We start from the raw sequence: 15,075 nt of genomic DNA on the forward strand, positions 1-15,075 counted from the left end.
TGCCCATGAAATTCCCGGAACGCCTGTCCCGGCAACTGGAATCCCGCGCGCAGAAAGGCAACCTCAGACAACTATATCCACCAGTCTCCGGGTTGGTGGACTTTAGTTCCAATGACTACCTGGGGCTGGCCGCTTCTGAAAAGCTATCCGCCATGATCGCCCAGGAACTGGAAAGCCACCCTGCCCACGGCGCTACCGGAGCCCGGCTGCTGAGCGGCAACACCGCCTATGCGCTGGAACTGGAAGAAAGCCTGGCCACTTTCCATGCCACGGAGGCAGCCTTGCTGTTCAACTCTGGTTACGCGGCAAATTGCGGTTTCTTTTCAGCGGTACCCCAGCGCGGTGACACCATCCTGTATGACGAAGCTAGCCATGCCTCCATTAAAGACGGCATTCGGCTGAGCTTCGCGCAGAGTTTCCCTTTCCGGCACAATGATCTGGATGATTTAAAAGCCAAACTTAAACGCGCGCAGGGCGATGTCTACGTGGCGGTGGAATCTCTCTATTCTATGGACGGGGACTTCGCGCCTCTGGCACAGTTGGCGGCGCTCTGCCAGGAACAAGGCTTGTACTTGGTGGTGGATGAGGCGCATTCCAATGGGCTGTATGGCCCTAACGGCGAAGGTTTGGTGCAGGCCCTGGGTCTGGAGGAACAGGTATTTGCCCGCATCATGACCTTTGGGAAAGCCATTGGCGGCCATGGGGCAGCGGTAGTGGGTTCTAAGGATCTGCAGCAGTTTCTGTTGAACTTCAGTAGGCCCTTCATCTATACCACTGCTTTACCGCTGGCATCTTTAGCTGCCATTAAATGTGCCTACAAGCTTCTGCCCGGGTTATCCGCAGAGCGGAAGCAGGTGCAGGAATTGGCTGCCTACTATCAATCACTCCTGCCGGAATTTTCCGTTTCAGAGCCGTTTTCAGAAAAACAGGCTCAAAACAGCCCTATACAAGCCTGGCACTTGGCAGACCCACTAGCACTCCGGAAACTTTCTTCTCAATTACAGGCCGAAGGTTTTGAAGCCAGGCCAGTGTTCAGCCCCACGGTCCCGGCCGGGAAAGAGCGGCTACGCCTGGTGCTGCACGCCTTCAATACCCACGCCCAAGTACAACACTTATGCAATCTGCTCCAACAATACAGCCCAAGCGTTATTTTGTAACCGGCATTGGCACCGACGTAGGTAAGACCATTGCCGCCGCCATTCTCACCGAGGCCCTTTCAGCTGATTACTGGAAACCAATTCAAGTGGGTAGCCTGGACCAAACCGACACCCACACGGTGCAAGGGCTTGTCTCTAACCAAAAATCAGTGTTCCATCCTGAGGCCTGCCGGTTACAATTGCCAGCTTCCCCGCACCTGGCAGCCGAAAAGGAAGGCGTTCGGTTATCACTAGACGAAATCTCGGCCCCGGCCACTCAGAACCATTTAATTGTGGAAGGCGCTGGTGGCGTGATGGTACCCCTGAATGAGCGGGAGTTGGTACTGGACCTGATCCAGAAACTTCAGCTAGAAGTGATTGTGGTTTCCAGAAACTACTTGGGCAGCATTAACCATTCCCTAACTACCCTGGAAGTTTTGAAAAATCGACAGATACCTGTGGCGGGCCTCATTTTCAACGGCGACCCTACGCCTTCCACCCAGGATTTTATTCTGCAGTACACGCAGGTGCCGGCCCTCCCCCCCATTTTGGAGGAGCCAACTTTTGATAAAGCCACCGTGGCCCGCTACGCCCAAACCTTTAAAGAATATTTTGCCGCCCATGCTTAAGAGCCTTTCAGAGCGGGACCAGTTGGTGAACTGGCACCCGTATACCCAAATGCAGACCGCCCCGGCGCCCATTGGCATTGTGCGGGGCGAAGGCACTGTGCTTTACGCTGAGGATGGAGAGGAATACATTGATGCCGTTTCTTCCTGGTGGGTGAACATTCACGGGCACGCGCACCCCCATATAGCGGAGCGGGTGGCCCAACAATTGCGCACGCTGGAGCACGTGATCTTTGCCGGTTTTACCCATGAGCCCGCCGTGGAGCTTTCTGAGCGCCTGCTCCGTTTGCTGCCCGCCAACCAGGCCAAAGTCTTCTATACAGACAACGGCTCCACTGCCGTGGAGGTCGCCCTAAAGATGGCGTTACAGTACTGGCACAACCAGGGAGTACCTAAAACCAAGATCATTGCTTTGGAAGGAAGTTACCACGGGGACACCTTCGGGGCGATGTCGGTGAGTGAGCGTTCTGTCTTTACCCGGCCCTTTCAGCAGTACCTGTTTGACGTGGAGTTTTTGCCCGTGCCCGTACCCGGAAAAGAAGCGGAAGCCCTGCAGCGTCTAGAAGAGATTGCCGCCACCGGCGAGATAGCGGCTTTTATTTTTGAGCCTCTGGTGCTGGGCACCGCCGGCATGGTCATGTATTTGCCCAAAGTTCTAGACCAATTACTGACTCTCTGCCAGAAACACCAGATTATCACCATCGCAGATGAGGTCATGACAGGCTTTGGCCGCACCGGCAAACGGTTCTCCATGGATCATCTCACCCAGCAACCAGACCTGATGTGTTTCTCTAAAGGCCTGACCGGTGGCACCATGGCGTTGGGCGTAACCACTTGCGCTTTGCCTATCTACAACGCGTTTTTAAGCCAGGACAAAACCCAGGCCCTGTTCCATGGCCACTCGTACACCGCCAACCCAATAGCCTGTGCCGCCGCCCTTGCCAGCCTTGATTTGGTGGAGCCTAATGAATTTCTCCAAAACCTGGATCGCATCAGCGCTGCCCATTCGGCTTTTGCAAAGCAGATCACAGGTGAACTTGGCATCAAAGCTTGTCGGCAAACAGGTACTATCCTGGCTATAGAATTTGAAATAGGTGAAACGTCATACTTCCATAACCTGCGGGACCAATTATATAACCTGGCCCTGGAGCATGGGGTTTTGTTGCGGCCGCTGGGTAACATTATTTATGTTTTGCCGCCTTATTGTATTACTGCAACACAGTTAGAGCAGGTCTATGCCGTTATAGAGAAAATGCGGCTTTTGGTGGTAGAGCTGTTTTAGGCGTACTTTTGCAAAAACGGGCTTAAAACGGAATGCACGCAGCGCAGGAGAAGGAATGGATTGTGATCAGGGGCTGGGGCTCTTTGTCTGGCTTGGGAAGTACTCCGGCAGAGATCAAGGCTTCCTATGCCACGGGAAAGACCACCTTTACCACTCTGCCGCATTTGGGCCTGGATATACCCGTTTCGCCTCTTTCTGCCTCCGGCGAAGCAGCCCTGCAGGCTCTGGTACAGGAAGAGCCCGTTTACTTCTCCCTGGACCGCTCTGTGCTTATGGCCATTGTGGCCGCCCGGCAAGCAGTGGCACAGGCCGGGTGGGCTTCTTCTCCAGACGTGCCCATTGGGGTGAACATTGGGTCCTCCCGTGGGGCCACGGGTTTGTTTGAGCAGTACCATGAAGAATTCCTGCAGAATCCGGAGCAACGCCTTTCGCCCAGCGCCTCCCCCAGCACCACTCTGGGCAATGTGGCCAGCTGGGTGGCCAATGATCTGAACGCGTCGGGCCCGGTCCTGAGCCATTCGGTTACCTGCAGCACCGCTTTGCAGGCCTTTGCCAATGGCGTGGCCTGGCTGAGGGCAGGAATGGCCAAGCGCTTTCTGGTGGGCGGCACCGAAGCCCCGCTGACCCCTTTCACACTGGCGCAGATGAAAGCCATTGGCATCTACACTAAGTTTGCCGCCCATGAAAACCCCTGTCGTCCGCTTAACCCCGGGGGACACAACACCTTTACCCTAGGCGAAGGGGCCGCTGTGTTTGCCCTGGAGCGGATGGCCGAACAGGAAATGAAAGCCCTGCCCCAGGACCAATTCTTTACGGTAGCCGCCGTAGGCATGGGCTTTGAGCGGAGCCCTTCCAAAACCGGCATTTCACAAGATGGGCAACATTTCCAAAAAGCCCTCCGGAATGCTCTGGACCAGGCAAACCTTGTCCCTTCACAAATTGACAGTATAGTGGTACATGCCCCCGGCACAAGGGCTGGCGATCCTGCTGAACTTGCCGCTATCCACTCAGTTTTCGGCTCAGAACTTCCAACTCTCTATTCTAACAAACTCCAGATTGGCCATACCTTGGGCGCCTCTGGCGGACTCAGTGCCGCTTACTTTCTGGACTACCTTTCCCATTACCCCAATTCTACCAGTTTAGTAAAAAATAATTTTGCCTTAGATTTATTACATCTAAATAATACTATCATTTCTTCTGCAGGCTTTGGAGGGAATGCTTCTGCCCTCCTGTTACAAAAATTTACAATATAAGTTATATTTAAAATAAATATATTTATATAAAAGTTTGCTTTTCTATAAGCTTTATAATATTTTCATGTAGTATTTTACCTTACCAAGCAGAACGGGAAGTTTGTGCAGGGTAAAAATGGTAAGGTAAGGGAGCCACGGTCTTGTCTGACATCTACCTCTATTAGCAGATCTATTAAATTTTCCTATGATGAAATTAATACCTAACCTCGCTTTGCCAATTTTTTCAAGGATCCTATTTTTTATTGGATTTATTATATTATTACAACCATTGGAAGGGTTTTCACAAATAAGTATGACTCCCAAAACCACATATACTCAGGACTTCAATGGGTTGCCACCACTTCCTCAGTTTAGTTTCGGGGTAAACCCCCAAAATGGTCAAGATGTCTTTATTAGTAATTCTATTAGGTGGGTGGATAATGTATTCATTGATAATTGGTATGCAGGAATGACATCTACCTCTGATCTCATGTATTCCTCCTCCTCTAAAGGTGCAATAAAGCATACAGATGACAAAATGTATACCCCAGGAAGAGGGATGCTGGGGATGGGGACACAGAGTGATTTTGCCTTAGGTAGCCTTAGTGCTCAGGCTAATGCTAATACTGTAACCGGAGACATTTATTATGGTTTAAAATTTAAAAATACTTCTACAGAACCTATCAAATTTCTTGATATCAATTTTTACTTAGAACAATGGTTGGACGCGAATGAGGATAATGGTTTACTGCTTCAATATAGAGTTGCTTCTGCTCCTAATACTTCTATTGGTAGTATAAAAGAAGGTACATGGACAAACATAGGAGGCACCACTCTCTTATCTCCGCCGCAGAATAAAGTTCAGAATTCTAAAAATGAAGATTTAACTCCGCTAGATGGAAACCTTGCTATAAATAGAAGGTTAATAGGAATTACTTTGGGCGGTGCAGGCACTCCAGAATTAACTATCCTTCCTGGCTATGAGTTTATGATTAGGTGGGTAAACAAAGATAATGGTAGGAATGCTGAAACAAAAGACATCTTAGCCATTGATGATTTAGTTATTAATGGATTTGACCCAGCTGCCGTTCCGCTTCCCGTTACGCTTACCTCCTTCACCTCCAAAAACAGAGACGGCAAGGTAGAGCTGGCCTGGACCACCGCCTCCGAGAAGGACAACGACTACTTCCAGGTGGAGCGCAGCACTGACGGCAAGGCCTTCCACGCCATAGGAAGGGTGAAGGGGAACGGCACCAGCAGCATCCAGAGAAACTACGCCTTCACCGACAACTCCGCCCTTTCCGGCACATCTTACTACCGCCTGAAGCAAGTGGACTTTGACGGAAAGTCAGAGCTATCCAAGGTCATCGCCAACACCCTAGGGAAATTGAATGCCGCGGCGACCTTGCAGGTAGGACCTAACCCATTCCAGCAGCAACTTGCCTTTACGCTTAAAACCGCAACTGAAACAGAAGCGGTAGTAGAACTCAGGAATATGCAAGGGAAGGTTTACTATCAGGGAATAAAAACTATTACCCCTGACGCTTCTCAGGTTGGTATCAACACCTCTAGCCTTCCGCAGGGTATTTACATCCTGTCCGTCTCTGGCAGTGACTTCCTCTTGTCACAGCGGGTTTTAAAAGTTGAATAGCATTTACCGGACGCTTACTTTTTCCAAAATCCCTTTATAAACGTTTACCGCTCCTCTTAAGCCCTCATTGACCTACTTTCTAAAGTTGGCCAATGGGGGCTTTTCTGTTTAATGCATATGTGCTTTTTTATTCAATTAAATTAATGATCAAAATATCAGACTTATAATACCTGCCTTACGAGGAGACCAGCTTAAAAAGTGAATAAACCCCAATCATGAAAGGTAACAAGGAAGTTTATACCTCTATTAGTCCTTAGGCTTTCCTTTCTAATTTGAATCTTGAACTATTCTCTATCAGATAAGCCATTCTTATAGCTGCCTTTGGCAAGTTCAAGCATACTCTAGGGGCCTTTTTAATAATGACTCCACTTCTATATACCTTTTAAAAATAAATTTTTCTTGCTTTTATCTAAAATATGGTAACTAAGATATTTGCCGTATGCTCTGAAATGCAGACTTTGGTTATTATTCACATTTTTTAATATTGTTAAATTACTACTTAAAATTATATACATCCTGTAATATTTTGGATTTCTTGTTTTTTTAAAATAATTTCATGGCGTTATTACGTTTCTATCCGAATTTGGAATAGATACAAAGAAATGGTATCTGCATAGGTATTGGCTCCACCGTCTTGTAAACAAGCGCTTATAACGTCTAATTTTTTCATTAAAAATTCAAATTATGAAATTAACAGCTACCAACTCGTTAGCAATTTTTTCAAAAATCCTATTTATTGTTACTTCCTTTATAATTTTTAATCCCCTAGATGGCTACAGCCAAGAGGCTATTCCTGGTATTGGTATTGCTCCAAATGGGAAATACACCCAAAATTTTAATGGTTTACCTACCACACCCCAATTTACTTTAAGCGGGAGTACTGGTAGCCCTACTTTAATAAATTATTCTACCCCTTGGGTAGACAATGGAAATGTATATGGGTGGTATGCCGCCATGGCAACTTCAGGCACCATGCAATACTCGTCTTCCTCTGTGGGCGCCATTAGTAATCCAAATAATGCTAATGATAAATCTAAATATACCCCAGGTAGCGGGATGCTAGGAATGGGGCCTCAAACGGTAAACGGAAAGGACCTGGCATTAGGAAGCCTTACTTCCCAAGCGAATGCTAATAACTTTACCGGTAATATTTATTATGGCATACGATTCAAGAACACTTCAACTACAGAAACAATCAATTTTGTAGATCTTAAATTTTATTTGGAGCAATGGTTAGATGCGGTAGAATATACTTCCTTACAACTTCAATACCAAGTAGCCTCATCAGCAAACAGCCCTCTAACTGATATAAAAAATGGCACCTGGACTACGGTAGGTGGCACAACGTTGTTGGCCGCTCCACAAAACAACGTTAAAAATTCTAACACTGACAATTTAGTTGCTCTTGATGGAAACCTTGCTGCTAACAGAACTTTTATAAGTATTACCCTTGGTGGAGCAGGTACTCCTACATTAGCCATCCCTCCAGGGTATGAGTTTATGATCAGGTGGGTAGATGCTGACAACGGAAGCAACGCCGGCAAAAAAGACATCTTAGCCATTGATGATTTAGTTGTTACAGCCGCTGATCCATCGGCCGTTCCGCTTCCCGTTACGCTCACCTCCTTCACCTCCAAGAACACAAACGGAAAGGTAGAGTTGGCCTGGACCACCGCCTCCGAGAAGGACAACGACTATTTCCAGGTGGAGCGCAGCACCGACGGCAAGACTTTTCATCCTATTGGAAAGGTAATAGGAAATGGGACCAGCAGCATCCAGAGAAACTACGCCTTCACCGATCCTTCCGCCCTGGCCGGCACGTCTTACTACCGCCTGAAGCAAGTGGACCTCGACGGCAAGTCAGAGCTGTCCAAGGTCATCGCCAACACCTTGGGGAAACTGAATGCCGCGGCTGCCTTTCAGGTAGGTCCTAACCCGTTCCAGCAGCAATTGACATATAAGGTACAGGCAACTTCCGCCACTGAGGCGGTAGTTGAGCTCAGAAATCTGCAGGGAAATATCTTCCATCAGGATAAAGTGGCCTTGGCCCCAGGTACTTCCCAGTTCGAAATTGCTACCTCTTCGCTTCCGCAAGGAATTTACATTTTGTCAGTGACTGGTGCAGACCTCCATGTGTCACAGCGCGTGATGAAGATTCAATAACAGATGTCTTTTCAGGGAAATAACAGCCCCTGAAAAAGCATTCCTAGTTTTTACTTAAGCCCTTTATTACAAAAGGAGACGAAGGAAGTTCCGCTTCATTTGTCTCCTTTTGCTTTTTAAGGCAGTCAAGTTATTACTGCAAATAAAAGAGGCGTTCACCCAATACCCTTGGCTAGTTTCCTTCCTATCCCCCTTCATTAATTTCAATCCTTGGTAAACACTCTTATTCAGGCACTTATCTAGCTTCTCTAGCCCATTATTTTATTCAAATTTTTACAGGGTTTAGAGTGGATTTTTTCAGGTACCTAACCATTCATTTAGTAAATTTGCAGGAATTATTTCGTTACTATGAAAATCATGAAATTTGGGGGCACCTCGGTAGGCTCAGCTGAGCGTATGGGTGCTGTCTCACAACTACTTCCAACCCAGGAATCGGTTATTGTGGTTTTGTCTGCCATGTCAGGCACCACCAACCACCTGGTACAGATTGGACAGCAGCTGGAACAAGGAAACCTTGACCAGGCCGAATCACTCACAAACCAACTGGAGCAGCACTATAAACAGGTGGTGGCCCAACTATATAAACAGGACGCATCTAAAGAAAAAGGTAAACAGGTTTTAGGTACTGTTTTTCAGGATATCAGGGCACGTCTGGACCTTCCTTATTCCGGGGTAACGGAGAAGATCATTCTGGCCCAGGGTGAATTACTGTCAACTCAGCTTTTCCAGATTTTCCAGGAAGAGAATGGCATTAAATCTGTGTTGCTGCCAGCTTTGGAATTCATGCGTATCACGCCAGATGAAGAACCAGACCAGGCTTACATCAGAGTATACCTCAACCAATTGCTGGCCCAGTACCCAGACAACCAATTGTTCATTACCCAGGGCTACATCTGCCGCAATGCCAAAAACGAGATTGATAATCTCAAGCGCGGCGGCAGCGATTACTCGGCTTCAATTATTGGGGCGGCGGTGAAAGCCTCTGAGATCCAGATCTGGACCGACATTGACGGCATGCACAACAATGACCCGCGGGTGGTGAAAAACACCTACCCCATTGCCGAGCTGTCTTTTGATGAAGCGGCCGAGCTGGCATATTTCGGGGCCAAGATTCTGCACCCTTCCAGCATTTTGCCGGCCCAGCAACACAACATTCCGGTACGGTTGCTGAACACCATGCAGCCCGAGGCCACCGGCACCACTATTTCGTCTAAAAAATCTGGAAACAAGATAAAGGCGGTGGCAGCGAAAGATGGCATCATTGTCATTAAAATTAAATCAAGCCGCATGTTGCTGGCCTATGGTTTCCTGAGGAGCGTGTTTGAGGTTTTTGAGCGTTTCAAAACCCCCATTGACATGATCACTACCTCTGAGGTAGCGGTTTCCCTCACGATAGACAATGACAAATACCTTCCTGAGATCACGGAGGCTTTGCAGCGTTTCGGGACTGTGGAGATTGATTCAGGCCTGACCATTGTTTGCGTGGTGGGCGACTTCATGGAAGACAAACCAGGGGCCGTGTTACGTGTTGTGCAGTCGTTGGCCCAGATACCATTGCGCATGGTCTCCTACGGCGGAAGCAAAAACAACATTAGCTTTCTAGTGAATACAAACTATAAAGAAGAGTCTTTGCTTGCCATTAACGAAGGCGTTTTTCAGGAGAGGGAGGAAGCAAATGCTTAACGAGCAACTTTCTGTCTTAGAACAGCACGCTACCCCTTTTTACGCGTATGACCTCTCCTTGCTGCGCCAAACCTTAGATTTGGCGCACGCCGAGGCTTCTAAATATGGCTACCACGTGCATTATGCCTTAAAAGCCAATGCCAATGCCCCTATTCTGGCCGAAGTGCTGGAAAGAGGTTTTGGCGCTGATTGCGTAAGCGGAAATGAAGTGCGCCGGGCCCTTGAAGCCGGCTTCTCACCGGAGCAGGTGGTTTTTGCCGGCGTTGGGAAATCAGATGCTGAGATCAATTTTGCCCTGCAGTCTAATATTTTCTGCTTTAACTGTGAATCTGTACAGGAGCTGGAGGTGATCCAGGAACTGGCCGCGGCCCAGGGCAAAACCGCCCAAGTGGCGCTGCGCATTAACCCAAACGTAGACGCCTACACCCATAAATACATTACCACCGGCCTGGAGGAAAACAAGTTTGGGATTAATGTCTGGGAATTGGAGGAGTTGGTGCCCCGTTTTGGGGAGTGGCCTAACCTGCGTCTTATTGGGCTACACTTCCACATTGGCTCTCAGATCACCGACCTGCGGGCTTTTGAAAATCTGTGCGTTCGGGTAAACGAGATTCAGCGGTGGTTTGAAGAGCGTGGGCTGGTTTTCCCACACCTGAACGTGGGCGGAGGCCTGGGCGTGGATTACCGCACCCCAGAACTGAACCCCATCGCCGACTTTGCCACTTATTTTAAGATTTTTGATCTGTTATTGGAAAAGCGCCCCGGGCAGCAAGTCCATTTTGAATTGGGCAGAGCCCTGGTGGCCCCCTGCGGAAACCTGATCACCAAGGTGCTCTACCTGAAACACGGGCAGAAAACCAACTTCGTGATTCTGGACGCCGGCATGACCGAACTCATGCGCCCGGCCTTGTATCAGGCCTATCATAAAATAGAAAACCTCAGCAGCCAATTTCCGGAGAAAATCTATGACGTGGTAGGGCCCATCTGTGAGTCAACAGACTGTTTCGCCAAAGAATATACCCTACCGGAAACCAAACGCGGCGACCTCATTGCCATTAGGACGGCGGGCGCCTATGGCGAGGTCATGGTGTCACAGTACAACCTCCGGGACAAAGTCCAGGCTATATACCTTTCTTAACGATGGGCCAATGGCTAAGTGATTTTCTTTTCAGCCATAATCTTATGAAAACCTGTTTTAGAGCTGTTTTTGAAAAAACGGCTCTAAAACAGGTTTTTGCTTTTACCCTGGTTAGCACCCTTTTATAGAAGTACTAGTCAAATTGCATTAAGAGGAAGAGGTAAATTTTTACCAAAAAAAGAGCGGCCAGAGTAAAGGTTTTCTGTTTTGAGCCTGGTTTTAGAAATCCAGGCTCAAAACAGAAAATACCCCATCACTGCCGTCCTATTCATTCCCAAATGGCAAATTCACGGAAAACGAAAAGCCCAGCTATCTAGCTGGGCTTTTGGTAATAAACGAACTAAAATGAACAAACTACTTTCTACTTTTTGGCGGGCTATCCCTTAAGAAACTGTTATGGGAGAATAAGGAGTATAGTCGTTTATCAGGCGTTTGACCAAGCCACTGCTTCTTTTTCGGGTGCTTCCTTTGCTTCCTCAAAACCAGAGGAAAGGGCCATGATGTAGGCACCCGCCTGTCTTATTTGGTCTTGAGATTTGATAAGGTTGCCCAAAGTAACAGTTCCAATTAAACTGAAGGCATCTGCCTCCCGCTGCACCGTTTGCAGGTTGGAAAGTCCCAAGGCCACCACTAAATCTGGTTCAGGGCACCGCAGATACACTTCCAGCTCATAATCTAAGGCCAGAGCGGCGGCATTTTTATGTCTTTGCAATTTCTTATAACCATAGCGGTATCCACGGCTAATGGAATCAATATCAGATAACACGGCAGACCCAGTAGGGTGCCCGCCGGCGCCACGCCCTTTGAATAGTTGGGTGCCAGAGTAGCCACCTTCCACTACCACGCCATTGAATTCCTGCTCCACGCCATACAAATCATCAGAGGCTTTCACCAGGCTAGGCAACACCAAGGGCACTAACTCTCCGTCGGCGGTCTCATGCACGGAGGCCACCAGTTTAATAACGGCATCCTGCTGCTTGGCAAACTCCCAGTCCTGGCGCCCCAGGAAATCTATCCCGAAGAAGGCAACCTCTTCCGGGGCCAACGTGCGCCCGAAGGCATGGGCCGCCAGAATGCAGAGCTTGTGGCGGGAATCGGCACCGGCCACGTCCAGCCAGGGATCCAACTCGGCGAAGCCTTTGTCTTGGGCCTCTTTTAATGCTTCACTGTAAGCCTTCTGGTTTTTGAAAATCTGGCTGAGGATGTAGTTAGACGAACCGTTCAGAATGCCATGCACCCGCGCCAGGGGCTCATTGGAAAAATACTCCTCTACCGTTCTAATTATTGGTATACCTCCGGCCACGGCAGCTTCATACAAAAGGGTACCGCCAAATTCTTCCTGCAGGGCCAGGAGTTCTGACAAATGGTAGGCCACCAACTTTTTGTTAGCGGTCACCACTTTCTTGCCTCGGCGTAAGGCCTCAGATACAATGGCATAGGCCTCATCTGCGTCGCTAATGGCTTCCACCAGAATATCAAGATGCTCGTCCTGCACCACTTCCAGCCAGTCAAACGTGAAATTTTCTGGGGGAAGCGGACGCAACTTAACGGGGTCTTTTACGCAAATGCGGGCCACTTTGTAGGGCAGTGACTCTTCACGGGCCAGTATATCATACAGTCCTTGGCCTACGCAGCCAAACCCAAATAAGCCAATAGTTAGAAGACGGTGGGAATCCATGTTTTTCGTTGTTGTTTTTTCTGTAAAAAGGTATCCAGGGCCTGGCTTATCTGGGTGGTTTCCAGTAAGAACCCGTCATGCCCGGCAGGCGAATGAATAATCTCCAGGGTTACGTTTGAGATATGACGGGCCACAAACCGCTGCTCATTCACCGGGAACAGCACGTCGGTGTCTACTCCTATTATAAGGGTTTCGGCCTGCACGCGGCGCAAGGCTTCTTCCAGACTTCCTCGATTTCTGCCCACGTGGTGGTGGTCCATCATTTTGGTTAGCTGCCAGTAAGAAAAGGCATTGAACCGCTGCGCCAGTTTTTCCCCTTGGTATTGCTGATAGGTAGCGGCCCGGTAATGGCGCTTCCGCTCTTCTGAGGGATCGCGCTGGGCTTGGTTATAGGCTTTATAGGTACGGTAAGACAGCAAGGCAATGGCCCGCGCGGTGCGCATGCCCTGCAAACCGGCATCATCCGTGTCTAACTGCCAGGTCACGTCCTGTTCAATGGCCATGCGTTGGGTTTCATTAAAGGCAATGGCCCAAGGCGTTTGCCGGGCGTTTGCCGCCACTTGCACCAGCCGTTTAGTTACCTCTGGGTATTCAATGGCCCATTCCAAGGCCTGTTGTCCGCCCAGGGAAGCACCAATCAAAACTTGAATCTGTTCAATACCCAGTTCCTGGCGCAAAATCTCAAACGCCTTTACCGTATCCAGAACAGTAATGGTGGGGAATGCGTGATAATAAGGCTTGCCGGTATCTGGATTAAGGCTCAACGGACCGGTAGAACCGTAGCAGCTACCCAAAGAGTTGGCGCAGACAATAAAATGCTTGGCCGGATCAAAGGTTTTGCCTTCCCCAAAGAGGCCATCCCACCAGTCTTTCACAAAGGCGTTGCCGGTAAAAGCATGGCACACCCAAATAACGTTGCTGCGGTCTTCATTCAACGTGCCCCAAGTGGTGTAAAATAGTTGGAAACCGGGCAATGATCGCCCGGACTCCAAAAGAAACTCATCTGTATAAGAAAAAACGCGTCCTGATAACATGGCAAATACTAGTTTAAAGAGGCTTCTACTTGGATGTCACGCACCCGTACTTTGGCAAACGCCTGTTCAAAATCTGCCTTGATGTCTTCAATATGCTCAATGCCCGCAGACACCCTAAGTAGCGTGGGGTTTACGCCGGCAGACAGTTGCTCCTCTTCATTTAATTGCTGGTGGGTGGTGGAGGCCGGGTGAATGATGAGCGTTTTGGCGTCGCCCACGTTTGCCAGGTGGCTTACCAGTTCCAGGCTGTTCACAAAAACCTCGGCTTCTTCTTTCCCGCCTTTCAGGTTAAAGCTTAGCACACCGCCAAAACCACGTTTCAGGTATTTCTGAGCCAATGCGTGGTACGGGCTGGAAGGCAGACCGGGGTAATTAACGCTTTCCACCAGAGGGTGTTTCTCCAGCCATTGAGCCAGGGCCAGCGCGTTTTCTACTGTGCGGTCCACCCGCAGCGAAAGCGTCTCCAGGCCTTGGATTAACTGGAAGGAATTGAATGGACTTAAAGAGGGACCAAAATCACGCAGTCCTTCTACCCTGGCCCTAATGGCGAAAGCGATGTTGCCGAACGGACCATTGGCGCCAAACACTTCCCAGAAATTAAGGCCGTGGTAGCCTTCAGAAGGCTCACTAAACTGCGGAAACTTGCCGTTGCCCCAGTTAAAGTTACCGCCGTCTACAATCGCCCCGCCCAGCGTGGTGCCATGACCACCAATCCATTTGGTGGCAGAGGCTACCACCACATTGGCCCCATGCTTGAGCGGCTGGAAAAGGTACCCTCCGGCACCAAAGGTATTGTCTACCACCAGCGGCAGATTATGTCCGGCGGCCACCGCGGCTATTGATTCAAAATCAGGAATGCTAAACCGCGGGTTCCCAATGGTTTCCAAGTACAGGGCCTTGGTATTTTCATCTATTAGGGCGGCATAAGAAGCAGGGTCTTCGTTTTTGGCAAACCTCACCTCAATGCCCAGGCGCTTGAAGGATACTTTGAATTGATTGTAAGAACCGCCGTACAGATTGCTAGAGGCTACAAAATTGTCACCGGCCTGTAAGATATTAGTAAGGGCAATAAATTGGGCCGCTTGCCCAGAACCCACGGCTACGGCCGCTACTCCGCCTTCCAAGGCAGCAATGCGTTTCTCAAACACATCAGTAGTAGGGTTCATGATGCGGGTGTAGATATTCCCGAACTGCTTTAAGGCAAACAGGTTAGCGCCGTGCTCGGCACTCTCAAATACATAAGAAGTGGTCTGGTAAATAGGAACCGCGCGGGAGCGGGTAGTAGCATCTATTTCTTGGCCAGCGTGCAGCTGAAGGGTTTCAAAACGAAGGGAATTAGACATAGTAATGGCTGGTTACAATTGAAAAATTGAACAAAAACAAGACTCCAGAAAAACTAACGGATAGCAGGAACACTCCTGCCGCGGTGCGTCAGACCCTGGAAAACAGGAA

The 15,075-nt window shown here is 49.0% G+C and carries 11 protein-coding genes; 8 read left to right on the plus strand and 3 right to left on the minus strand.

What is annotated here, in order from left to right; all coding sequences use genetic code 11:
* Window positions 1–5 precede the first annotated feature (5 nt).
* From ACYVJQ_RS11075 to lysA, 8 genes are all read left to right on the plus strand, one after another.
* Entirely contained in the window at window positions 6–1,157 is a 1,152-nt protein-coding gene (locus tag ACYVJQ_RS11075; RefSeq protein ID WP_460893137.1) for an aminotransferase class I/II-fold pyridoxal phosphate-dependent enzyme, read from the plus strand.
* Window positions 1,115–1,765: a dethiobiotin synthase gene (gene bioD / locus ACYVJQ_RS11080; protein ID WP_460893138.1), complete on the plus strand. Its 651-nt coding sequence runs from the start codon at window positions 1,115–1,117 to the stop codon at window positions 1,763–1,765. The genes ACYVJQ_RS11075 and bioD overlap by 43 nt, the downstream gene beginning before the upstream one ends.
* A complete protein-coding gene (gene bioA / locus ACYVJQ_RS11085) occupies window positions 1,758–3,044 on the plus strand; it encodes an adenosylmethionine--8-amino-7-oxononanoate transaminase (protein ID WP_460893139.1) in 1,287 nt (428 codons plus the stop codon). Before bioD ends, bioA begins: the two co-directional genes overlap by 8 nt.
* A 32-nt stretch (window positions 3,045–3,076) precedes the next feature.
* Window positions 3,077–4,297 (plus strand): beta-ketoacyl synthase N-terminal-like domain-containing protein, encoded by a 1,221-nt coding sequence (locus tag ACYVJQ_RS11090; RefSeq protein WP_460893140.1) that lies wholly within the window; start codon window positions 3,077–3,079, stop codon window positions 4,295–4,297.
* 184 nt (window positions 4,298–4,481) lie between these two features.
* The gene (locus tag ACYVJQ_RS11095) at window positions 4,482–5,927 is read left to right on the plus strand and encodes a T9SS type A sorting domain-containing protein (protein WP_460893141.1); all 1,446 of its coding nucleotides are present in this window, start codon (window positions 4,482–4,484) and stop codon (window positions 5,925–5,927) included.
* Window positions 5,928–6,611: 684 nt separating this feature from the next.
* A complete protein-coding gene (locus tag ACYVJQ_RS11100) occupies window positions 6,612–8,090 on the plus strand; it encodes a T9SS type A sorting domain-containing protein (protein WP_460893142.1) in 1,479 nt (492 codons plus the stop codon).
* Between the two features lie 348 nt (window positions 8,091–8,438).
* Window positions 8,439–9,773 carry an aspartate kinase gene (locus tag ACYVJQ_RS11105; RefSeq protein WP_460893143.1) on the plus strand — a complete coding sequence of 445 codons (1,335 nt, stop codon included), beginning with the start codon at window positions 8,439–8,441 and terminating at the stop codon, window positions 9,771–9,773.
* Window positions 9,766–10,911 (plus strand): diaminopimelate decarboxylase, encoded by a 1,146-nt coding sequence (lysA, locus tag ACYVJQ_RS11110; protein WP_460893144.1) that lies wholly within the window; start codon window positions 9,766–9,768, stop codon window positions 10,909–10,911. The genes ACYVJQ_RS11105 and lysA overlap by 8 nt, the downstream gene beginning before the upstream one ends.
* A gap of 424 nt (window positions 10,912–11,335) precedes the next feature.
* On the opposite strand, the gene ACYVJQ_RS11115 is transcribed toward lysA, so the two are convergent.
* From ACYVJQ_RS11115 to ACYVJQ_RS11125, 3 genes are read right to left on the minus strand one after another with little or no spacing between them, the layout of a single operon-like run.
* Window positions 11,336–12,589 (minus strand): homoserine dehydrogenase, encoded by a 1,254-nt coding sequence (locus ACYVJQ_RS11115; RefSeq protein WP_460893145.1) that lies wholly within the window; start codon window positions 12,587–12,589, stop codon window positions 11,336–11,338.
* The gene (gene metX, locus ACYVJQ_RS11120) at window positions 12,568–13,623 is read right to left on the minus strand and encodes a homoserine O-acetyltransferase MetX (RefSeq protein WP_460893146.1); all 1,056 of its coding nucleotides are present in this window, start codon (window positions 13,621–13,623) and stop codon (window positions 12,568–12,570) included. The genes ACYVJQ_RS11115 and metX overlap by 22 nt, the downstream gene beginning before the upstream one ends.
* An 8-nt stretch (window positions 13,624–13,631) precedes the next feature.
* The gene (locus ACYVJQ_RS11125; protein ID WP_460893147.1) at window positions 13,632–14,966 is read right to left on the minus strand and encodes an O-acetylhomoserine aminocarboxypropyltransferase/cysteine synthase family protein; all 1,335 of its coding nucleotides are present in this window, start codon (window positions 14,964–14,966) and stop codon (window positions 13,632–13,634) included.
* Window positions 14,967–15,075 lie beyond the last annotated feature (109 nt).

The sequence above is a fragment of the Rufibacter soli genome, from assembly GCF_054781795.1.